This is a genomic window from Bradyrhizobium sp. MOS001 (assembly GCF_004634465.1).
Classification (GTDB): Bacteria; Pseudomonadota; Alphaproteobacteria; order Rhizobiales; family Xanthobacteraceae; genus Bradyrhizobium; species Bradyrhizobium barranii.
This window is the reverse complement of the sequence record NZ_SPVJ01000015.1, coordinates 119,323-141,038: the sequence shown is the minus strand read 5'-3', so window position 1 is coordinate 141,038 and position 21,716 is coordinate 119,323. Positions and strand designations below refer to the sequence as shown.

18 protein-coding genes are annotated in these 21,716 nt (G+C 64.9%); 8 read left to right on the top strand and 10 right to left on the bottom strand.

Annotation, left to right across the window (positions count from 1 at the left end):
- Positions 1-260: 260 nt before the first annotated feature.
- The 10 genes from CT676_RS20550 to CT676_RS20505 all read right to left on the bottom strand — a co-directional run bounded on the left by CT676_RS20550 (position 261) and on the right by CT676_RS20505 (position 11,569).
- Positions 261-1,298, bottom strand: a complete 1,038-nt coding sequence (locus CT676_RS20550) for an amino acid ABC transporter substrate-binding protein (RefSeq protein WP_063985936.1) — start codon at positions 1,296-1,298, stop codon at positions 261-263.
- A 55-nt stretch (positions 1,299-1,353) separates the two neighbouring features.
- On the bottom strand, positions 1,354-1,947 hold the full coding sequence (locus CT676_RS20545; protein WP_085403982.1) for a L,D-transpeptidase: 594 nt from the start codon (positions 1,945-1,947) through the stop codon (positions 1,354-1,356).
- A 350-nt stretch (positions 1,948-2,297) separates the two neighbouring features.
- Positions 2,298-3,272 carry a hypothetical protein gene (locus CT676_RS20540; RefSeq protein ID WP_135215220.1) on the bottom strand — a complete coding sequence of 325 codons (975 nt, stop codon included), beginning with the start codon at positions 3,270-3,272 and terminating at the stop codon, positions 2,298-2,300.
- A gap of 84 nt (positions 3,273-3,356) precedes the next feature.
- The gene (locus CT676_RS20535; protein WP_085403980.1) at positions 3,357-3,920 is read right to left on the bottom strand and encodes a thioredoxin family protein; all 564 of its coding nucleotides are present in this window, start codon (positions 3,918-3,920) and stop codon (positions 3,357-3,359) included.
- Between the two features lie 31 nt (positions 3,921-3,951).
- The gene (locus CT676_RS20530; RefSeq protein WP_085403979.1) at positions 3,952-4,650 is read right to left on the bottom strand and encodes a cytochrome c biogenesis CcdA family protein; all 699 of its coding nucleotides are present in this window, start codon (positions 4,648-4,650) and stop codon (positions 3,952-3,954) included.
- A gap of 434 nt (positions 4,651-5,084) precedes the next feature.
- The gene (locus CT676_RS20525; RefSeq protein ID WP_028151983.1) at positions 5,085-5,696 is read right to left on the bottom strand and encodes a sigma-70 family RNA polymerase sigma factor; all 612 of its coding nucleotides are present in this window, start codon (positions 5,694-5,696) and stop codon (positions 5,085-5,087) included.
- 322 nt (positions 5,697-6,018) lie between these two features.
- Complete coding sequence (locus CT676_RS20520; protein WP_028151984.1) at positions 6,019-6,750, bottom strand: response regulator; 732 nt, start codon at positions 6,748-6,750, stop codon at positions 6,019-6,021.
- A 24-nt stretch (positions 6,751-6,774) separates the two neighbouring features.
- Positions 6,775-8,520, bottom strand: coding sequence for a DUF3369 domain-containing protein (locus CT676_RS20515; protein WP_063979952.1), 1,746 nt, complete (start codon positions 8,518-8,520; stop codon positions 6,775-6,777).
- Positions 8,490-10,490, bottom strand: a complete 2,001-nt coding sequence (locus CT676_RS20510) for an ATP-binding protein (RefSeq protein ID WP_223154137.1) — start codon at positions 10,488-10,490, stop codon at positions 8,490-8,492. The genes CT676_RS20515 and CT676_RS20510 overlap by 31 nt, the downstream gene beginning before the upstream one ends.
- 83 nt (positions 10,491-10,573) lie before the next feature.
- Positions 10,574-11,569, bottom strand: a complete 996-nt coding sequence (locus tag CT676_RS20505; protein WP_085404085.1) for a TRAP transporter substrate-binding protein — start codon at positions 11,567-11,569, stop codon at positions 10,574-10,576.
- Positions 11,570-11,712: 143 nt separating this feature from the next.
- Between CT676_RS20505 and ugpB the strand changes: the two genes are divergently transcribed.
- From ugpB to CT676_RS20465, 8 genes are all read left to right on the top strand, one after another.
- On the top strand, positions 11,713-13,095 hold the full coding sequence (ugpB, locus tag CT676_RS20500) for a sn-glycerol-3-phosphate ABC transporter substrate-binding protein UgpB (protein ID WP_085403978.1): 1,383 nt from the start codon (positions 11,713-11,715) through the stop codon (positions 13,093-13,095).
- A 6-nt stretch (positions 13,096-13,101) separates the two neighbouring features.
- The gene (locus tag CT676_RS20495; RefSeq protein ID WP_085403977.1) at positions 13,102-14,055 is read left to right on the top strand and encodes an aminoglycoside 3'-phosphotransferase/choline kinase family protein; all 954 of its coding nucleotides are present in this window, start codon (positions 13,102-13,104) and stop codon (positions 14,053-14,055) included.
- Positions 14,056-14,301: 246 nt separating this feature from the next.
- Positions 14,302-15,924, top strand: a complete 1,623-nt coding sequence (locus CT676_RS20490) for an ABC transporter substrate-binding protein (protein WP_085403976.1) — start codon at positions 14,302-14,304, stop codon at positions 15,922-15,924.
- A gap of 242 nt (positions 15,925-16,166) precedes the next feature.
- Positions 16,167-17,180: an ABC transporter permease gene (locus CT676_RS20485; protein WP_135215219.1), complete on the top strand. Its 1,014-nt coding sequence runs from the start codon at positions 16,167-16,169 to the stop codon at positions 17,178-17,180.
- Positions 17,181-17,183: 3 nt separating this feature from the next.
- Positions 17,184-18,083, top strand: a complete 900-nt coding sequence (locus CT676_RS20480; protein WP_085399228.1) for an ABC transporter permease — start codon at positions 17,184-17,186, stop codon at positions 18,081-18,083.
- Between the two features lie 283 nt (positions 18,084-18,366).
- Complete coding sequence (locus CT676_RS20475; protein ID WP_085399229.1) at positions 18,367-20,106, top strand: ABC transporter ATP-binding protein; 1,740 nt, start codon at positions 18,367-18,369, stop codon at positions 20,104-20,106.
- An 18-nt stretch (positions 20,107-20,124) separates the two neighbouring features.
- Positions 20,125-20,304 carry a DUF4089 domain-containing protein gene (locus CT676_RS20470; RefSeq protein WP_028148078.1) on the top strand — a complete coding sequence of 60 codons (180 nt, stop codon included), beginning with the start codon at positions 20,125-20,127 and terminating at the stop codon, positions 20,302-20,304.
- 7 nt (positions 20,305-20,311) lie between these two features.
- Positions 20,312-21,706 (top strand): AtzE family amidohydrolase, encoded by a 1,395-nt coding sequence (locus tag CT676_RS20465; RefSeq protein WP_085399230.1) that lies wholly within the window; start codon positions 20,312-20,314, stop codon positions 21,704-21,706.
- The last annotated feature ends 10 nt before the right edge of the window (positions 21,707-21,716 follow it).

Below are 21,716 nucleotides of genomic sequence, written 5' to 3'. Positions count from 1 at the left end.
GCGAGGACGTGCCTCACACGCGGTGTCGTCGCCCGGCTTGACCGGGCGATCCAGTACGCCGCGGCCTGTCCGCATACGATTGACGTCTCGGAATACTGAATCGCCCGGTCAAGCCGGGCGATGACAGTTGAGAGTGTGGAGAAAGCTTGCCCCGAGCTCGTCATTGCGAGGAGCGAAGCGACGAAGCAATCCAGGCTGTCGCCGCGGAGGGATTCTGGATTGCTTCGCTTCGCTCGCAATGACGGCGGTGAGACCGCCGATTACCTCATCGGCGGCGCGTACTGCACGCCACCGGCATTCCACAGCTGGTTCATGCCGCGCGGGATCTTCAGCTTGGACTTCTCGCCGATGTTGCGCTCGTACATCTCGCCGTAATTGCCGACGTTACGGATGATGCGGACGACCCAGTCCTTGGTGAGGCCGAGCTGCTCGCCGTAATTGCCCTCGGTGCCGACCAGGCGCATCACTTCCGGCTTCTTCGACTTCAGCGCCTCGTCGATGTTCTCCGAGCTCACGCCGAGCTCTTCGGCGTTGATCATCGCGTAGAGCGTCCACTTCACGATCATCATCCAGTCGTCGTCGCGCTGGCGCACCACGGGCGCGAGCGGCTCCTTTGAGATCATGTCCGGCAGGATCATATGGTCGCCGGGCTTGGAGAGATTGAGCCGCAGCGCGTAGAGCTGCGAGACGTCGGCGCTCAGCGTGTCGCACTTGCCGGAGTCGTAGGCCTTCACCACGTCATCCAGCTTGTCGAACTTCACCTCTTCATACTTCATGTTGTTGGCACGGAAGTAGTCGGCGACGTTGAGCAGCGTTGTCGTGCCAGCCTGCACGCAGACCTTGCTGCCGGTCAGGTCCAGCGAAGTCTCCTTGTTGCGTGAACGCGGCAGCATGAAGCCGGCGCCGTCGTAGTAGGCCACCGCCGGGAAATAGAGGTCATAGTCGAGCTCGCGCGCCATGCTCCAGGTCGAGTTGCGCGAGAGGATGTCCACCTTGCGGCTCTGCAATTCCTTGAAGCGCTCGCTGGCGTCGAGTGGAACGAACTTGGCCTTGCCGGGATCGTTGAAGATGGCGGCTGCCACCGCGCGACAGAAATCGACGTCGAATCCGGTCCAGTTGCCCTTGTCATCGGGGATCGAGAAGCCCGGCAGGCCCTTGTTGACGCCGCACAGCACCTCGCCGCGGCGAACGGTGCGCTTCAGGGTGCGGGTATCGTAGAACTCATAGATCACCGCCAGGGCGCCGACCAGTACGGCAACGGCGAGCCCGATCAGCAGGCCGCCTCGAAAAGTGCGCATCATGTTGCTCTCTCGAAATAATCGGGAAAAGGACTATTCGCTAAGGCGAGGAAGATCAGAGTTCGGGCTTCTGTCGGATGACCACCTTGGTGCCAACCGGGACGCGATCGTAGAGATCGGCGACGTCATGGTTGACGAGACGGAAGCAGCCCGAGGATACCTTGGTGCCGATCGTATCAGGACGGTTGGTGCCGTGGATGCGGTAGACGGTGGTGCCGAGATACATGGCGCGGGCACCGAGCGGATTGCCGGGGCCGCCGGCCATGAAGCGCGGCAGATAGGGCTGGCGCTGGATCATCTCCGGCGGCGGCGTCCAGTCCGGCCACTCCTTCTTGTTGGTGATGTTCACCAGGCCCTGCCATTGGAAGCCGTCGCGGCCGACGCCGATGCCGTAACGGATCGCGCGCCCGCCCGGCTGCACCAGATAGAGGTGGCGCTCGGCGGTCGAGATGATGATGGTGCCCGGCGTCTCGGTGGTGCGGAAGTACACGACCTGCTTCTGCCATTCCGGCTCGAGCTGGTAGGCGTCGTCGGCGACCAGGCCCGGCTCGTCGCCGCGGTCAAGCTGCTGGGCGGAGGCGTATGAGGTGGTCAGGACCAGGCCCAGCACCGCGATGAACGCCCCGGTCAGGCGACGATAATCCGTCATTTCAAGCTCTCCCCGCTGCCACAGCGTAAATCATTCGGACCATCTGAACTCAGGGGCAGCTTCGTGGCAAGTTCATGGCGCGCCCGGCTGGTATGTCACGAGAATGCTTTGGTTTTTTGACGAGGCCGGGCAATGCCACAAACAGGGGGTGGCGCGAAAAGCAGTGCCGGCGCCATCCTCCGGGCGGCGGGCTGTCAAATCTGCATCCGTCAGGCCCTGGCTTGTCCCGCCTGCGCGGCCGAAGCCGCTTCGGCGAGGCGAAGGCCCGAGCATCCACGTTCTTCGTGCCCTGGGTAAAGACGTGGATGGCCGGGACAAGCCCGGCCATGACGACGTGGGCGTAGCGCGCTCTAAATCTTGCTATTCTCCGCCGCAATCCCAAGACGTCGGACGATTTCGGCACCCACCGCGCGAGCCTCGATCCGCGACCCGATTCGTGGGCTGCGAAAGCGTCGCCCCGAGCGCAATCGGATGGTGACGATGCAGTGCTCGTCCTCGGATCGGCCGCGGCGGTCGACGGTGATCGTCTTCACGTCGTGCCCCTCGATATGATCGGCGCGCGGCGTGCCGTCGCCCCACAGGCGTTCGACGCGGATATCGCTATCGCGGATGATCCAGAACGCGCCGGTCACGAGGTTGGCGTATCGGTAAACCGCGAATGCGGCGATCGCGCCGAGCGGCAGCAGCAGGATGTCGACATGGCTGGGCGGCCATCCACGCCAGAGCTTGTAGGCGTAGGGAACGGCGGACAAGGCGACGGCGATCAGCGCGACGATCCTTATGTCCCGGGCGGAAAACGCCTCGAGCGGCTCGCCGAGACGCATCTCGGGATTGCTGGCATCGAGCGGATTGACGGGTGACTCGACGTCGGGGACATCGAACTGCGCGGCGATCCGCGCCACGGTATCGCGTACATGCGTGACGTCGGAGATCGGCGGGGACGTCAGGCGCTCCCCCGAGGCCAGCGTGAAGGCCAGCTGGAAACGGGCCTTCGCCCGCTTGCTGCCGGGAACCTGTAATCCCCTGATGTCGTCCTTCGCGACGATCCTGGTCCGGAGTTTTCCGAACGGCCGCTGTTGCCCGATCAGGATCTCGTTCGGCGTGATGATCCACACCACCGCAGGCGCCAGCATGATGCCGACCACGAACGCAGTTCCCACGAGGAGCGCGGCCACCGAGACGATCACCTCCAAAGTGTCGTGCGTGAACAGGCCCGGCGTGAAGCACAGCGCCACGGCGGCCGCAAAGCCGGACATGACCAGCCGCTGCGCGATCGAGGCGCCTTCGCGAAGGCGAATGTCGGGGCTGGTGGTCGCGTCGTCCATTGCGGGCGCTGATTCCGTCGCTCGGGAAACTCCACGGACGGGTCCGTGGAGTCAAGCAACAACGGCGGCAGCGGCGAGCCGGCCTCAGCTGCTGGCGTTCAGCAGCTTTGCCACGGTGCGGTCGATCTCGTCGTAGCGGCCCTCGCCCTCGTGCTGGAACACGATCTTGCCGCTCTGGTCGATAATGTATTGCGCCGGCCAATACTGGTTCTGGTAGGCGTTCCAGGTCTTGGAATCGTTGTCCTGCGCCACCGGATAGGTGATGCCGTGGCGCTTCAGCGCGGCCTGCACATTGGCGGCGGAGCGCTCGAACGGGAATTCCGGCGTGTGCACGCCGACCACGACGAGGCCCTTGTCCTTGTACTTGGCATAGAGGTCTGTGACGTGCGGCAGCGTGTTGACGCAGTTGACGCAGCCATAGGTCCAGAAGTCGACCAGCACGACCTTGCCGCGGAGGTCGGCGATGCTCAGCGGCTTCGAGTTGAACCAGGTGTTGATGCCGGTGAAGTCAGGTGCGGTCTGCTGGCTTGCGGCAGCGGTGACGACAGGGGTGGCGCGCACGGCCTCGTCGCAGATGCCGGGGATGACGGCGCCTGTCACGGCCATGCCGATCAGTGCGGCGGAGACGGCGAGCAGTTTGAAAGTCATGGAAGCGTCCTCCGGTGAAGATGAGGGATGATCACAGGCCGATCTGGCCGGTGGGATAGAATCCGGTGAGCCACGCCACGATCAGCGTGTCGTACTGGAAATAGGCGGCGACCGCGAAGGCGATCACGACGACACCAAAGCCCTGCTGCAGCCGCGGGGAGATCCGCGCGAGGCTGCGCACGCGCGTGGTCGCAGCCTGTCCGCCATAGGCGATCGCGAGCATCGGGATCGCCGCGCCGATGGCATAGGCAATCAACAGCACGCCGGCCCAGCTGGCGTTCTTCGACGTCGCGACCAGCGTCAGGATCGAGCCGAGCACGGGACCGGCGCAGGGCGTCCAGACCAGGCCGAGCGTGGTTCCGAGCACGAGGCCGCCAAGCGCGCCCTCGCGCTGCACGGCGCCGGAATTGCCGAGATCGAGCCAGCCGTTGAGCCGGATCGAGAGCCATTCGAACGGCGCCGGCCACAGCATCAACAGGCCGAAGCCGAGCAGCAGGATCGACGCGGCCTCGCGCAGCACGTTCGGATCGAAGTCGAACAGGCGCGTGATCGCACCCAACAGCAGCGCGGTCGCCGAGAACGAGACGACGAAGCCGAGCGCGATCATCGCGGGCCGCAAGTGCCCCGCCCGCCCGATCGAGGCGCCGAGCAGGATCGGCAGCATCGGCAGCGTGCAGGGCGCGGCGATGGTGAGGATGCCGGCAAGGACGGCGAAGACAAGTTCGAGCATCGGGCACTCGTGAAGGAGGTCACGAGGGCAGTTCGGGATGGCTGCGCGCGTTGTTACGTGGCGTCACACGTTCGTGAGGGGGCGGCTGCTTGGTGTGGGGCGTGCCGGGCGGCATTGCGAGGCAGCCCTGTTGGCCACGGCGCCGGCGCGCTCCCTCCCCCGCAAGGGGGGAGGGAATGATGGAGCGGTGCCCGCCTCACTTGGGTGGCGAGAATGGGCCTCAGCCCGCCAAACACAAAACGACCCGGAGGGGGGCATCCCGTCCGGGTCGCTGGAAGTCTTGGGAGGTTTAACGAAACCGTATGTGAGCTTTGTAGGAGGGAAGTTTTTCCGCCTGATGTTGTGCTTTGTTTCAATTATTTCGTCGGCGGTAACACTTCCGTGTCCGGGGACCGGGCCGAAACTTCGGTCCTATCCCATTGAAATCCTTGGTCTTAGGCGGCGAAACGGTCGACGCCGGCGCCCTTAAGCAAATCGGCCAGTTGCTTGCGCGCATAGAACATCCGGGTCTTCACCGTGCTCTGCGGGATGCCGATGATCTGACCGACCTCCTCCACCGACTTCTCATGGTAGTAGACGAGGTTGATGATCTCGCGATGCGCGGGCGACAGTTTTTGCACGCAGGCGCGCAGAATGGCGCTGGTGTCGTTGCGGTCGAGCGAGGTCTCGGGCGTCTCGGCATCGTCAGGAATCTGGCGCACGTCGTCCTGGTCGATGTCCTCGAAGCGGCGCTGGCGCATCGCGGTCAGCGCCTTGAAGCGTGCGATCGAGAGCAGCCAGGTCGAGACCTGCGAGCGGCCCTGGAACTGGCCTGCCGTGCGCCACACGTCGAGGAACACCTGGCTGACCAGGTCTTCCGCCGTGGTCGCGTCACGCACGATGCGCAGGATGAAGCGATACACCCGCACATTGTGCCGGCAATAGAGGATGTGCATGGACGTCCGGTTGCCGTCCGCAATGCTCTCCAGGAGCATGTCGTCCGAGGTCGCCTGAGCGGCAATGATGCTCTGGCTGGCTTGGGCGTTGATGGCGATGACGTTCGGCATTGACTTAGCTCCCCGTAGCGCCGCAACCGAGCGGCGTTTCCTTGGACCAAAGTGTTAATCAGCGAACGTTTCGGGACGTCTGCACGAAAAGCGAAAAATGGTTTCGTGCGCCGCCAAATTGTTTCGTCGGACAGACCGCGACGAAACATTCGGGGCGAAAAGCCGTGGAATTTCAATGTACGGAAAATACGGGGGTGAGGATTGGGGAGCGCCCGGGGCCGCCGGGAACGAAATTCCGGGCTTCGCGTTCGGTCGCGCCACCCATGCCGTCATTCCAGGGCGCGAAGCGAGCCCGGGACGACAGCGGTAGGCGTCGCGCGACTTACGCCTTCTCGCCCGCGGGCGAGAACAGATAGCCGCCGCCGCGGATGGTGCGGATCACGGCTGGCTTGGTCGGGTCGGGCTCGATCTTGCGGCGGATGCGCATGATGCGCAGATCCACGGCGCGGTCGAAGGCTTCGGCGTCGCGCGCATTGGCCAGTTCGAGCAGGCGCTCGCGCGACAGCACGCGCTTCGGATTGGCCGCGAACACCTTGAGCAGCCCGAACTCGGAGGCGGTGAGCGGGTGCTCGTTGCCTTCGTCGTCGCGCAAGGCCTGCGCTTCGAGGTCGAGCCATTTGGTGCCGAAGCGCACCAATTGATCCTTGTCCGATTTGGCGGGCGCGGTCTCGGCCGCCTTCACCGGCGTGCTTCGCCGCAACACCGAGCGGATGCGCGCCATCAGCTCGCGCAGCTCGCAGGGCTTTGCCACGTAATCGTCGGCGCCGAGCTCGAGACCGACGACACGGTCGATCGGGCTTGCGGTCGCCGTCAGCATGATCACGGGCACGTTGATGCGGCTCTTGAGGTCGCGGATGATCGAGAGGCCGTCTTCCTCGGGCATGTTGAGGTCGAGCACGACGAGGTCCGGCATGCTGCCGTCGATCGCGGTGCGCAAGCTCTTGCCGCCGTCGCACAGCGTCACGGTGAAGCCGTGCATCTTGAGGTAATCGCCGACCATCTCCCGGGCCGGGGCCTCGTCGTCGACGATCATGATGTGCTGGCTTTGGGTCATATCACTCAGATCTCGGTACTCGAATCACGGCAACTCGGTCGCGGGCAGGGTGATGGTGAAGGTCGATCCCTTGCCGGGACCGTCGCTCTCGGCCGTCACCTCGCCGCCATGCATGTCGATAATACGCTTGACGATGGAAAGCCCAAGCCCCGTCGAGCTCTCGCCCGCGGTCGGTTTGGCCGACAGCCGCTGGAACCGGCCGAACAGGCGGCCGAGATCCTCCGGCGACAGGCCGGCGCCCTCGTCGCTGACGCGGACGACGGTATCGCTGGCCTCATGGGTGACGGCGACGATGATCTTGCCGCCGATCGGTGAGTATTTGATGGCGTTGCTGATCAGATTGTCGATCGCCTCGCGGATGCGGTCGGTGTCGCACATGGTGACGATGTTGGGTGGCGCCGTGACGCTGATCGCCTGCTGCTTGTTGACGGCGAGCGGGTGGTTGGCATCGGCGACCTCTTTCACCAGCGCCGCGACGTCGACCGGCTCGCGGCGGATGGTAATGTCGAAGGCATCGGCCATCGCGTCCGAGATCAGATGATCAACCATCGTGGTCAGGCGCTTCGTCGCATCGCGGATGTGATCGACCTGGGCGACCACGCCATCGGACGAGGCGCCGGTCGAGATCAGCTCCTTCAGCATCTCGGTGCGGCCGAGGATGACGCCCAGCGGGTTCTTGAGGTCGTGGGCGACGGTGCCCAAAATCTCGTTCTTGAAGCCGTTGGCGCGCTGCAGCCGCAGCCATTGCGCCGAGAGGCGGCGGTTGGCCTGCATCAGCGCGCGGGTGCGCTGGGCGACGCGGTCCTCGAGCTGCGTGTTGGCGTCCTGGAGCTGCTGGTAGAGGATGACGTTGTCGAAGGCGATCGAGAGCCGGCTGGAGAAGATCTCGACCAGCGAGCGGTCGGTCTCGGACAGCTCGCGCTCGGCCTGCAGCAGCACCACCACCTCGCGGCCGGAGCCGGTCCGCAGATAGATCACGCTGCGGTGGTCGGCGAATTCGTTCTTGCGGCCCTGGAACGCGGCTTCCACCATCGTCCGCAGATCGGGGTCGAGCGCCTTCGACGAGGTCGTGCCGATGAAGCGGCTGTAGCAGCCGCTGCCGGCGAGCACGGAGAGCTCGGGGTCCACGCCGCCATTGTCGCGCAGCACCAGTATGCCGGCGCAATCGACATTGAGCAGCGAGGCGAGCTGGGTCAGCACGCCCTCGGCGAGCCGCTGCATCGACTTGAAGTCGTACAGCGTCGAGGCCGCGTCGATGATGATCTCGAGCCCGCGCCGCGTCTGCACCATGCGCTCGAGCTGCTGATAGGAGCGCAGCGCCGCGGTCAGCGAGGTGAACAGCTTGTCGGCGGTGAGCTCGGTCTTGGCCTTGTAGTCGTTGATGTCGTACTGGACGATCACGCGCCGCTCCGGCGCCTGGCCGGGCTGTCCCGTGCGCAGGATGATACGCACGGTCTCGTTCTTGAGCTCGTTGCGGATGAACTCGACCAGCTCGAGGCCGGCGACATCCGTCTCCATGATGACGTCGAGCAGCACGGCGGCGATGTCGCCATGCGCGGCCATCAGCTTGCGACCTTCCGCCGCGGAATGGGCGGAGAGGATCTCCAGCCCCTGGCCGTTGAGGCTGTAGTCGGACAGCGCGAAGCGGGTGCCGTCGTGCACGGCCGGATCGTCGTCGATGACGGCGATCTTCCACTTCCGTGCGTTCTGGTCCTCCGGTGCGGTACCGGTATCGTCGATCAGGTGGAGGACATCGTCCTGTTCGGCCATTGAGAAGTCCCGTCAGTCTCTGTGCTTTGCGCGCCGCCCTTGGCGACCCGGGGCATGATAATGCGAAAAGTAGTGCCTTGTCCCAGCTTGGATTCCAGCATCATGCGCCCGCCGAGCTGCTGGGTGACAAGGTTATAGACGATATGCAAGCCGAGTCCCGTACCACCTTCATTGCGCCGGGTGGTAAAGAATGGGTCAAAGGCCTGGCGCTGCACGTCAGGGGTCATGCCGGCCCCGTCATCGGCGAAGATGATCTCGATGTCGTCGGTCCCGCGCGGCCGCGCCGAGATCGTGATCGTGCCGGCGCGGCCGTCGGCAAAGGCGTGGTTGGCCGCGTTGAGGAAGAGGTTGGTCAGGATCTGGCCATAGGAGCCGGGATAGCCGTCGAGCAGGAGCCCCTCGGGCACGTCGGCCTGGAGCGTGATCGGCGAGCGCTTCAGGACCGGACGCAGGCTGGCGATGATTTGGTCGGTAGCTTCGCTGAGTGAGAACTGCCGCCGCTCGGCATGCGAGCGGTCGACCGCGACCTGCTTGAACGACTGGATCAGCTCGCCGGCGCGGGTGAGGTTGGCGACGAGCTGCTGCGAGGCGTCGCGCGAGGACTGCACGAACTCCTCCAGCTGCGAGCGGCGCAGGCCGCCGTCGCCCTTGAGCTGGGCCTCGAAGATCTCGGTGCGCCGGGCGAAGCTGGAGGCGACGGTCAGGCTGATGCCGATCGGGTTGTTGACCTCGTGCGCGACGCCGGCGACGAGTCCGCCGAGCGCCGCCAGCCGTTCGGCGTCGATCAAATTCTGCTGCGCGGTGTTGAGCTCGAGCAGCGCGCTCTCGGCCTTCTCCTTCGACGCGCGCAGCTCGTCCTCGGTCTCGCGCTTCGCGATCGCGTTCTCGCGGAACACCTCGACCGCGCGCGCCATGGCGCCGACCTCGTCGCGTGCCTTGGTGCCCTGCACCTCGCGGTCGAGGTCGCCGAGCGTGATCGCGCGCATCGCGGTCATGATCTGCTGCAGCGGCAGGCGGATCGACAGCGCGATCAGCACGCCCGCGGTGAGGATGATGCCGAGGAAAATCACCGCGATCGACAGCACCCGCCGCGAGATATCGGCGAGGGTACGATCAAACGTCTCCTGCGCCTTCTGCTCGCGCTGGCGCATCTTGGTGGAGAGGTCGTCGATGGCGCCGATCGCCTCGGCCTGGCTGGCGTCGATGGTGTTGCGCAGCAATTCGGTGCGGCTCGTCAGCTGCTCGGAGAGTTTTGCGAAACCCTCGCGCAGCGCCATGGTGCGGGTCCCGAGCCGTTGCAGCGCCATGCGCTGCAGGTCGTTGTCGGCGAGATCGATCATGACCGGAATGGTCTTCTCGATCGTCTCGGTGTTGCGGCGCGCGTCGTCAGCGGCACCGGGCGAGAGCGACAGATAGTAGGAGTTGGCGGCCACCAGCATCGCGGTGAAGGCTTCGCGGGACTTGCCGAGCGAGGGCCAGATCAAGGCGTCGCGATGGCCGGTGGCACCTTCGATGATGGAATAGAGCCCGGCCATGTCCCTGGCCGGGCCCTGCACCTGCTCCTCATAGGTCTTGGCGATGGTCGCCTGCACGCTGCGCAGCTCGCCGAAGCCGTTGAGGAAGCGGTCGGTGGTGCGCTCCAGCTCCTCGACTGAGCCCGACAGCATCGGGTCCTTGGCGGCACGGTCGGTGAGCGTGCCCAGCACCGCCTCGCGCAGCAGCAGGATCTCGGCAAATAGGTCCGGGCTCGGCTGGTTGATGTAGCGGTGGATCAGATTGTGCAGGCGCCCGGTCTCGCTCTCGAGCAGCGCCAGGATGCGGTCGGACTCGCGCACCTGGCGGACGTCGCCCCAGGCCGAGCCCAGCACCTGCGTGCCGTTCCAGATCAGCCCCACCAGCACCACGACCACGGCCGAGTTCAGCGCCGCGATCGACAGGATGCGCCAGCGGATCGGCACCGCGCGGAGCATCCCGACCAGGCGTGCGCGCAGCCGCCCGAGCGGGCCGGGCGGCCTGTCTGCGTGCTCGCTGTGTCCAAGTGCAGCCAAGCGGCTCACTCCACCTTGCGAATGCGTTCGATCAGCGCGGCCGCGGCGGGATCGCGCCCCGCCTTGGCATAGATCGCAGCCATCGCCTCCTCGAACGGCTTGCGGTCGATGTCCCTGGCGACGGTGATGCCGGCGGCTTCAGCCTTGTGCTGCGACTGCTCCTCGAGGTCGCGCCACTTCTCGCGCATGAACCGGCTGGAGTGAGCCGCGGCTTCGCGGAATATCTGCTGGTCGTCCGCCGACAGGCTTTTCCAGGCCTTCAGCGAGATCACCAGCACTTCCGGGCTCATCGTGTGCTCGGTGAGCGCGAGGTGGCCGGCATGTTTGTAATGGTCTGTCGTCACGAAAGATGGCCAGTTGTTTTCGGCGCCGTCGATCAGATGGTTGGCAAGCCCGGTGAGCACCTGCCCGTAGGGCATCTCGACCGGCTCGGCGCCGAGCGAGCGAATCATCTCGCTCATCAACTCCGACTGCTGCACCCGGATCCGCAATCCCCTGAGGTCGGCGACAGTCCGTATCGGACGGACGCCGTTGTAGATCGACCGCGCGCCGGAATCGTAGAAGGCGAGCCCGACGAAGCCGTAGGGCTCGAAACTGCCGAGGATCTCGCTGCCGATCGGCCCGTCCAGCACCTTCTGCATGTGCTCGATGGACCGGAACAGGAACGGCATGGCGAGCACGTTCATCGCCGGGACGAAGTTGCCGATCAGCGCCACATTGGTCCGGTTGAGGTCGATCGCGCCGACCCTGGTCTGCTCGATGGTCTCCTTCTCTTCGCCGAGCTGACGGGAATGGAACACCTTGATCTCGTGCCGGCCGCCGGTGCGCTCGGCAATCAGCGCGCCCATGTAGCGCAGCGCCTGGACGGTCGGGTAATCCTCGGCCTGGGTGTCGGCGGCGCGGAATTCGCGCGCAGCTGCGCTCGTCGCGCAGACCGCGAGCAGAAGCGCGACGAAGATCAACCCGGTCCGCGAGAGTTCGGCACGGTTCAGCACTGGCACACTCAACCCCTCAGTGGTGGAGTCTATGGCGAAGCAAAAAGGTTCAATGCAATCTAGCAGATGGTTGAGGGAAGGCCATCCCGCCGCACCCGGCGGAGCGATTGTGCGGCGCGGCCGCCGTTCATTCCCGGTTGAAACAGGAAATGCCGCGCCTTAAGCAGGTACGGTCGCCTTTGCCGCGCGACACGGGAAGAGCCATCGTGATTTCAGCATCGAGTCTTTTGCGGATCCTCGCCGCTTTCATCGTCCTCGCAATGCCTCTTCAGGCGCGCGCCGCAACCGACATCGCGCTGTGGCACGCCATGTCCGGCGAGCTTGGCCGGCAGCTCGAGAAGCTCGCCGCCGACTTCAACGCCTCGCAGTCCGATTACCGCATCGTGCCTGCTTACAAGGGCAACTACACCGAGACGGTGACGGCGGCGATCTTCGCCTTCCGCTCGCGCAGCCAACCGGCGATCGTCCAGGTCAACGAGGTCGCGACCGCCACCATGACCGCGGCCAAGGGCGCGATCTATCCCGTGTTCACCATGATGCGGGACATGAACGAGCCGTTCTCGCTGGGCGATTACCTTCCCGCAGTCTCCGGCTATTACACCGATGCGGCCGGCAATCTGTTGTCCTTCCCGTTCAATTCCTCGACGCCGATCCTCTATTACAACAAGACCATGTTCCGCGACGCGGGCCTCGATCCGGAGGCGCCGCCGAAGACATGGCCCGAGCTTGGGCTTGCCGCAAAGCGCCTGCGCGAGCGCGGTGCTGTGTGCGGCTTCACCACCTCCTGGCCGTCCTGGATCCACATCGAGAATTTCTCCGCCTTCCACAATCTGCCGCTCGCGACGCGGACCAATGGCTTCGCGGGGCTGGATGCCGAACTGACCATCAACAACCCGGTCGTCGTGCAACACATCGCCCAGCTTGCCGAGTGGCAGAAGGACAAGGTGTTCGATTACGGCGGCCGCGGCCAGTCGGCCGAGCCGCGCTTCCAGAAGGGCGAATGCGGCATCTTCATCGGCTCCTCGGCGACGCGGGCCGACATCAAGGCGAATTCGAAGTTCGATATCGGCTACGGCATGATGCCGTACTGGCCCGATGTGAAGAACGCGCCGCAGAACTCGATCATCGGCGGCGCCACGCTGTGGGTGCTGCGCGACCGCCCGCGCCAGGAATACAAGGGCGTGGCGCGGTTCTTCGCCTATCTGTCGCAGCCCGGCGTGCAGGCGGCCTGGCACCAGAACACCGGCTATCTGCCGATTACCCGCGCCGCCTTCGAGCTGACGCGCGCGCAGGGTTTTTACGAGCGCAATCCGGGCTCCGCGATCTCGTTCGAGGAGATCACGCTGCATCAGCCGACGGAGAACTCGAAGGGCATCCGGCTCGGCTCCTTCGTGCTGATCCGCGGCGCAATCGAGGACGAGCTGGAGCAGGCCTTCGCCGGCCAGAAGGGTGCGCAGGCAGCGCTCGATGCCGCGGTCGAGCGCGGCAACAAGCTGCTGCGCCAGTTCGAGCGCGCCAGCCCGGACCGGTAGCGGCAGATGACGAACGTCGCGCCGCTGCCGGCTTTCGCCGATGCGGACAGCTTTAGCGCCTTTCGCTCCGATCCTCCGCGATGGCTGCCGATCGCGCTCGACATCGCACGCAGCCACGGTCTCGATACCAGCGCGCCGCACGTGTTTGTAACAGGCACCAATCTCGTCGTCGGCCTCAGTGAGAAGCTGATCCTGAAAATCTTCCCGCCGCAGCTCGGCGCGCAATTCGTCTCGGAACGCGGGTCGCTGGCGCAGCTTGCCGGCCGCCTTTCCTTACCCATTCCCGAGATCGTCGCGGAGGGTGAGCGCGACGGCTGGCCTTACCTCGTCATCACGCGCCTTGCCGGCACGCTCGGCTCGGAGGTGTGGCCGCAGCTGGCGGAAGATCAGAAAGAGCGCCTGCTGCGCCAGATCGGCGAGACCATCGCCGCCGTGCAGCACGCGCCGCTTGGTCCGCTCGCAAACATTGAACCGCGCTGGGACGACTTCATGCGCGCCCAGATGCAGGGCTGTAAGGCGCGGCACACGCGCCTCGGCCTTGCACCGAAATTCCTCGAAGGCCTCGACGATCTCCTGCGCGACGCGGCCGAGCTGATTCCGATGGAAGCGCCGCCGGTGATCCTGGTCGGCGAATATATCCCCCAGAACTTCCTGCTCGCCTGCCACGACGATCAATGGTCGCTCGCGGGCCTGTTCGACTTCGGCGACGTGCTGACGGGATGGCGCGACTACGATCTGCTCGGCCCCGGCGCCTTCATGGCGGCGGGCCGGCCGGGGAGGGTGCGCAGTCTGCTCGAGGGCTTTGGCTATGCAAAGCCGGACTATGCGCTCAAGCGCCGGCTGATGGCGCTGATGCTGCTGCACCGCGCCAGTGACCTCAACAGCCACGTCTGTATCGAGGGCTGGCAGGACAGGGCGAACGATCTCGTCGAGTTGCAGGATCTGATCTGGGCGGGCTGAACGGGTCCGGGGCATCTGCGACGGCCTGCTCAATCCGGCAGCGCTCAATCTTTCAGCTTATTTTTAGAGCAGAATCGCATCTTTGTATGCAATTGACCGGCTTGTCCAAAACGCGATCAATCGCCAAGATATCAAAAATATTATTCAGAATCAGTATCTTATTTGGAAATTAAGACCTCGTTAAGCGCTGGCACGAACCTTGCGAATCCCTGTTCCAACCAGAAACTTTTGCGTTGGAGCATTTTCATGAAGCGCCGCGATTTCCTCAAGTCCGTGTCCGGATTGGCCGCAGGCGCGGCACTTCCGGCGATGCCACAGGTCATCTCCACCGCCTATGCCGATGCGCGCTCGGAGACGCTGCTGATCGTCTCGGAAGGCGGCCCGAACAATCTCGACATCCACGGCGTCGGCACCAACGTGCCCGGCTATGAAGTGTCCTGGAATTGCTACGACCGCCTGATCAGCCACGAGATGAAGACCGGCCCCGGCGGCGTACCCTATTACGACCGCGACAAGTTCAAGCCCGAGCTCGCCGAAGAGATGAAGATCGACGACATGTCGGTCACCTTCAAGCTGCGCAAGAACGCCAAATTCCACGACGGCACGCCCGTCACCGCCAAGGACGTGAAGTGGTCGCTCGACCGCGCCGTCAGCGTCGGCGGCTTCCCGACCTTCCAGATGAGTGCGGGCTCTCTCACCAAGCCGGAGCAGTTCGTCGTGATCGACGACACCACCGTGCGCGTCGATTTCCTGAAGAAGGACAAGCTCACGATCCCCGATCTCGCGGTCATCGTGCCCTGCATCGTCAATTCCGAGCTGGTGAAGAAGAACGCCAGCGAGAAGGACCCCTGGGGTCTCGAGTTTACAAAACAGCAGACTGCGGGCTCCGGCGCCTACAAGGTGACGAAGTGGACCGCCGGCACCGAAGTGATCATGGAGCGCAACGAGGATTGGGTCTGCGGTCCCTTGCCGAAGATCAAGCGCGTGATCTGGCGCATGGTGCCGCAGGCCGGCAACCGCCGCGCGCTGCTGGAGCGGGGCGACGCCGACATCTCCTACGAGCTGCCCAACAAGGATTTTCAGGAGATGAAGGCGAACGGCAAGCTCAACGTCGTGTCGCTGCCGTTCTCCAACGGCATCCAGTATATCGGCATGAACGTCACCAAGCCGCCCTTCGACAATCCGAAGGTCCGTCAGGCGGTGGCCTACGCGCTGCCCTATCAGAAGATCATCGACGCGGTGATGTTCGGCCTCGCCAACCCGATGTTCGGCGCGCCGAAGGACAAGCCGACCGAAGTCGCCTGGCCGCAGCCGCACAAATACAACACCGACATCGAGAGGGCGAAAGCGCTGATGGCGGAGGCGGGCCTCGCCAACGGCTTCGAGACCACGATCTCGTTCGACCTGAATTTTGCCGGCGTCAACGAGCCGCTCTGCGTGCTGGTGCAGGAGTCACTCGCGCAGATCGGCATCAAGACCACCATCAACAAGGTGCCCGGCGCCAACTGGCGCACCGAGCTGAACAAGAAGGAGATGCCGCTCTTCACCAACGTGTTCTCGGGCTGGCTCGATTACCCCGAATACTTCTTCTACTGGTGCTATCACGGCAACAATTCCGTCTTCAACACCATGAGCTACAAGTCGGCGGAGATGGACAAGCTGATCGACGGCGCGCGCACGGCAGCGGCGACCGGCGACACTGCGACCTACGATGCCGACGTGAAGGGCTTCGTCGATCTCGCTTTCACCGACATCCCGCGCATCCCGCTGTACCAGCCCTTCGTCAACGTCGCGATGCAGAAGAACATCAGCGGCTACCAATACTGGTTCCACCGAAGGCTGGATTACCGCGCGCTGGTGAAGGGGTGAGCCGTCATGCTGATCGTCGGCGACGCATCGGCATGTGGTGGTCTTCCGGACTCGAGTGAGGCGGCCACCGCCCTCTCACTCCCTCCCCCCTTGCGGGGGAGGGGCGGGGAGAGGGGTAGCCACGAACTCAGTCCTCTCCCGGAGCCACCCCTCTCCCTAACCCTCCCCCGCAAGGGGGGAGGGAACGCAGCGGTGCAAGCGGCGCGATCTCATTTCCAAGCTGAGCGCACGAGGAGGTCACCATGCTGACCATGATCGGCAAGCGCCTGATGTTCGCGATTCCCTCGCTGATCGGGGTCGTCATCGTCACCTTCCTGCTCACGCGCGCGTTGCCCGGTGATCCCGCCGCATACTTCGCCGGTCCCGCCGCGACCAAGGAAGCCGTCGAGCAGATCCGCAAGAAGCTTGGCCTCGACAAGCCGCTGATCGAGCAGTTCTTCCGCTACACCAACGACCTCGCCCATGGCGATTTCGGCAACTCGCTCACCACGGGACAGCCGGTCGCGGCCGAGATCCGCAATCGCCTGCCGGCTTCCGCCGAGCTGACGCTGCTCGGCCTCATCGTTTCGGTCGTGATCGCTATTCCGCTCGGCGTGCTCGCGGCGACGCGGCCGGGATCATGGGTCGACCATCTCTGCCGTGTCACGACGACGGCCGGCGTGTCGCTGCCCGTGTTCTTCACCGGCCTCGTGCTGGTCTATGTCTTCTATTTCCGGCTCGGCTGGTCGCCCGCGCCGCTCGGCCGCCTCGATGTGTTCACCAGCGCGCCGCCGACCGTGACCGGCTTCTATCTGATAGACACCCTGATCGCACGCGACTTCGAGGCGTTCCGCTCCGCGCTGAGCCAGCTCATCCTGCCGGCGACGACGCTCGCGATCTTCTCGCTGGCGCCGATCGCGCGCATGACGCGCGCCTCGATGCTGGCGGTGTTGTCGTCGGAGTTCGTGCGTACGGCCCGCGCCAGCGGTCTGTCGCCGTCGACCGTCATCATCACCTACGCGTTTCGCAATGCGATGCTGCCCGTCATCACCACGCTTAGCATGGTGTTCTCGTTCCTGCTCGGGGCCAACGTGCTGGTGGAAAAAGTGTTCGCCTGGCCCGGCATCGGCTCCTACGCGGTGGAAGCGCTGATCTCGTCGGACTTCGCGCCGGTGCAGGGCTTCGTGCTGACCATGGCGGTCATGTACGTGCTTTTGAATCTCGTGATCGACATTCTCTACGGCGTGATCGATCCGCGTGTCAGGTTGGAGGGCTAAATCATGAGCTCCGTTGCGCCTGCTGTTGAACCCGTCGGCCCTGCGCGGACCTCGGGGCTCGTCGCGATCCTCGAACAGACCCGCTACGTTCTCGGTGAGAACAAGGTCACGGGTTTCGCCTTCGCGCTGCTCATCGTGATCCTCATCGCGGCGATCTTCGGCCCCTACGTGGTGCCGTATGATCCACTCGCTTCCGATACCGCCGCGGCGCTGAAACCGCCGTCGATGGCGCACTGGTTCGGCACCGACCAGCTCGGCCGCGACATTTTTAGCCGCGTCATCGTGGCGACGCGGCTCGATACGTTAATCGCCGTCGCCTCCGTCGTGCTGGTGTTCCTGATGGGCGGGCTTGCGGGCATCGCGGCCGGCTATTTCGGCGGCTGGACCGACCGCATCGTCGGCCGCATTGCCGACACCATCATGGCTTTCCCGCTGTTCGTGCTGGCGATGGGCATCGTCGCCGCCCTCGGCAATACCGTGCAGAACATCATTCTGGCCACCGCCATCGTGAACTTCCCGCTCTACGCCCGCGTCGCGCGCGCCGAAGCCAATGTCCGCCGCAATGCCGGCTTCGTGCAGGCCGCGCGTCTCTCCGGCAACGGCGAATTCCGCATCCTGCTGGTGCACATCTTGCCGAACATCATGCCGATCATGATCGTGCAGATGTCGCTGACCATGGGCTACGCCATCCTCAACGCCGCGGGCCTGTCCTTCATCGGCCTCGGCGTCCGCCCGCCCACCGCCGAATGGGGCATCATGGTCGCGGAAGGCGCGGGCTTCATGGTCTCCGGCGAATGGTGGATCGCGCTATTCCCCGGCCTTGCTCTGATGATCGCCGTGTTCTGCTTCAACCTCCTCGGCGACGGCCTCCGCGACATCGTCGACCCCCAGCGGAGGACGTGATGATTGTCAAGTGCGGGATGAGAAGCGCAACGCTTGGAAGTGAGGAGAGCACCGCTCTCTCATTCCCTCCCCCCTTGCGGGGGAGGGGCAGGGAGAGGGGTAGCCACGAACTCCGACCTCTCCCGGGGCCACCCCTCTCCCCAACCCTCCCCCGCAAGGGGGGAGGGGACGAGAGGCCGGTGCCCGCCTCACACGCAAATTTCCCGCCGAAATTCCCCAATGATTCCAACCCCGTTCTACTGTGCATGGGGTTGTTTTCGACATTTTTGATCGGGAGGCCCTCATGACCGCCCAGCCCCTGCTCGACGTCCAGGACCTCACGGTCGAATTCACCACCCGCCGCGGCATCGTCAAAGCGGTGCAGCACGTCAACATTTCCGTCGCCAAGGGCGAGACGCTCGCCATCGTCGGCGAGTCCGGCTCCGGCAAGTCGGTGACGTCCTATGCGGTGATGCGCATCCTCGACCGGGCGGGGCGGATCGCCGAGGGCTCGGTCATGTTCTCGGGCATCGACGTGAAGGCCGCGACCGAAGGCCAGATGCGCGATCTGCGCGGCCGCGAAGTCTCGATGATCTTCCAGAACCCGCGCGCGGCGCTGAACCCGATCCGTAAAGTGGGCGACCAGATCGAGGACGTGCTGCGCACCCATGTGCAGCAAGCCATGGTTTCGGACCACGGAGAAAAGGCGATCGAGGCGCTGGAGCAGGTCAAGATCGCCCGCCCGCGCGAGCGCTACCACGCCTATCCGTTCGAGCTGTCAGGCGGCATGTGCCAGCGCGTCGTCATCGCGCTCGCGCTCGCCTGCAATCCGCAGCTCCTGATCGCGGACGAGCCGACCACCGGCCTCGACGTTACCACCCAGAAGGCGGTGATGGACCTGATCGTCGAGCTGACCAAGCGCAAGGCGATGTCGACCATCCTGATCACGCATGATCTGGGTTTGGCCGCAGCCTATTGCGACCGCGTCGTGGTGATGGAAAAGGGCCGCGTGGTCGAGACCGCGAAAGCCGCCGACATCTTCGCCAACCCGCAGCACCCCTACACCAAGAAGCTAATGCGCGCGACGCCGCGGCTCGGCGTGTCCTTGCGGGATTTGTTGGCCGAGGAGGAGGGCGCGTCCTCATCCGCAGCCGTCATGGCCGGGCCTGACCCGGCCATCCATCAGCCTTCGCAAGGTGAGACCTCCAAGCCCCTCCTGCTCATCGAAAAGCTCGTCAAGGAATATCCCCGCCAGGGTGCCACGGCCACGCTCGGAAAACTGTTCGGCCGCAAGCCGCCCGTGGAGCCTGACGTGTTCCGCGCCGTCGACGGCATCAGCCTCTCCATCGGCCATGGTGAGAGCGTCGGCCTCGTCGGCGAATCCGGTTGCGGCAAATCGACGACGTCGATGATGGTGATGCGGCTCTTGGACCAGACCTCGGGCCTGATCCAGTTCGACGGCGAGGACATCGGCGCCATCGCGCCTGCCTCCTTCGCCCGGCTGCCGCAGCGCAGCCGCATCCAGATGGTGTTCCAGGACCCGACCGACAGCCTCAACCCGCGTTTCACCGCCGCCCGCGCCATCGCCGACCCCATCATGCAACTCGGCGACATCAGGGGACGCGATGCGCTGCGAACGCGCTGCGAGGAGCTCGCGACCATGGTCGGGCTGCCGCACAATCTGCTGGATCGGTTTCCGCACCAGCTCTCCGGCGGTCAGAAGGCCCGCGTCGGCATCGCGCGCGCCATCGCCCTGCATCCAAAACTGGTCATACTGGACGAGCCGACCGCGGCGCTGGACGTCTCGGTGCAGGCGGTGGTGCTGAACCTGCTTCAGGACCTCAAGGCACGGCTAGGTATGAGCTATCTGTTCGTCTCGCATGATTTGAATGTAGTGCGCTTGTTGTGCGATCGTGTCATTGTGATGCGGACGGGGCGGATCGTCGAGGAAGGCTCTTCCGAGAAAGTCCTGAGCGATCCGCAGGACGACTACACCAAGGAGCTGCTGACGGCGATCCCGCATCCGCCGTTGCCAGTGCACTGAGATCAGCTTGAGAGAGTGATGGCCGAGCCGCTGGACGATTATATCGACGCCGTATCGAAAGCGCTGGCGCTGCCGGTCGAGGAGGCCTGGAGGCCGGCGGTGCGCGCCAATCTCGAAGTCTCGCTCCGGCTTGGCCGACTGGTCGACGAATTCGCGCTGCCGGACGAGACCGAGCCCGCGCCGATCTTCACGGTCTGACCCCGCCATGACCACCAAGCCAGAGATGACGGCTGCGGACATCGCCAAGGCTGTGGCCGGCGGCAAGATGTCGGCACTCGATGCCACCGAAGCAGCGCTTGCGCGCATCAAGCAGCACGATGGCGTCCTCAATTCCTTCACCGACGTCACCGCCGATCGCGCCCGTGCGAAGGCGCGTGCGATCGACGCCGACATCGCGTCGGGCAAGGAGGTTGGCCCGCTCGCCGGTGTTCCCTTCGCGGTGAAGAACCTGTTTGACGTCGCAGGCCTGCCGACACGCGCCGGCTCGAAGATCAACCGCGACCTCGCGCCTGCCAAGCGCGACGCCACGCTGATCGAGCGGATGGAAGCCGCCGGTGCCGTGCTCGTCGGCGCGCTCAACATGGGCGAATACGCCTACGACTTCACCGGCGAGAACGTCCATGACGGTCCCTCGCGCAATCCGCATGACACGACCCGGATGACCGGCGGCTCGTCCGGTGGTTCGGGGAGCGCCGTCGGCGGCGCGCTGGTGCCGATCGCGCTCGGCTCGGACACCAATGGTTCGATCCGCGTGCCGTCCTCCTTCTGCGGCATCTTTGGTTTGAAGCCGACCTATGGCCGGCTGTCGCGGGCGCGCTCGTTCCCGTTCGTCGCGAGCCTCGATCATCTCGGTCCGTTCGCGCGCTCGGCGACCGATCTCGCGCTCGCCTATGACGCGATGCAGGGACCGGATGCGGATGATGCCGCCTGTACCACGCGCGGTCTGGAGCCGACGCTGCCGCTGCTCGCCAATCCGGTGTCGGACCTGCGCATCGCGATTGCCGGCGGGCACTTTCAGAACAACGTGTTTCCCGAGGCCGTCGAAGCCGTCAGCCGCGTCGCCAAGGCGCTCGGCGCGACGAAGATCGTTGACGTCCCCGAAGCCTCGCGCGCCCGCGCGGCGGCCTATGTCATCACCACCACCGAAGGCGCCTCGCTGCATCTCGATCGCCTGCGCAAGCGCCCGAACGATTTCGATCCCGCCGTGCGCGACCGGCTGATCGCCGGCGCGATGGTGCCGGCGCCGCTGGTCGACCGCGCGCAGAAATTCCGCCGCTGGTATCGCGCGCAGCTCGCCGAGATCTTCAAATCTGTCGACGTGCTGATTGCACCGGCCACGCCCTGCACCGCGCCGAAGCTTGGCCAGGTGAATTTCACGCTTGACGGCGTCGAGTTGCCGGTGCGCGCCAATATCGGCATCCACACCCAGCCGATCTCGTTCATCGGATTGCCGGTGGTCGCCGTGCCGGTGCCGCTCGAGCCGCTGCCGATCGGCGTGCAGATCATCGCCGCGCCCTGGCGCGAGGACATCGCGCTGCGCGTGGCGCACGCATTGGAGAAGATGGGCGTGGTCTCCGCGCCGTCGCCAAGGGGACTTTGAGAGGGATTTA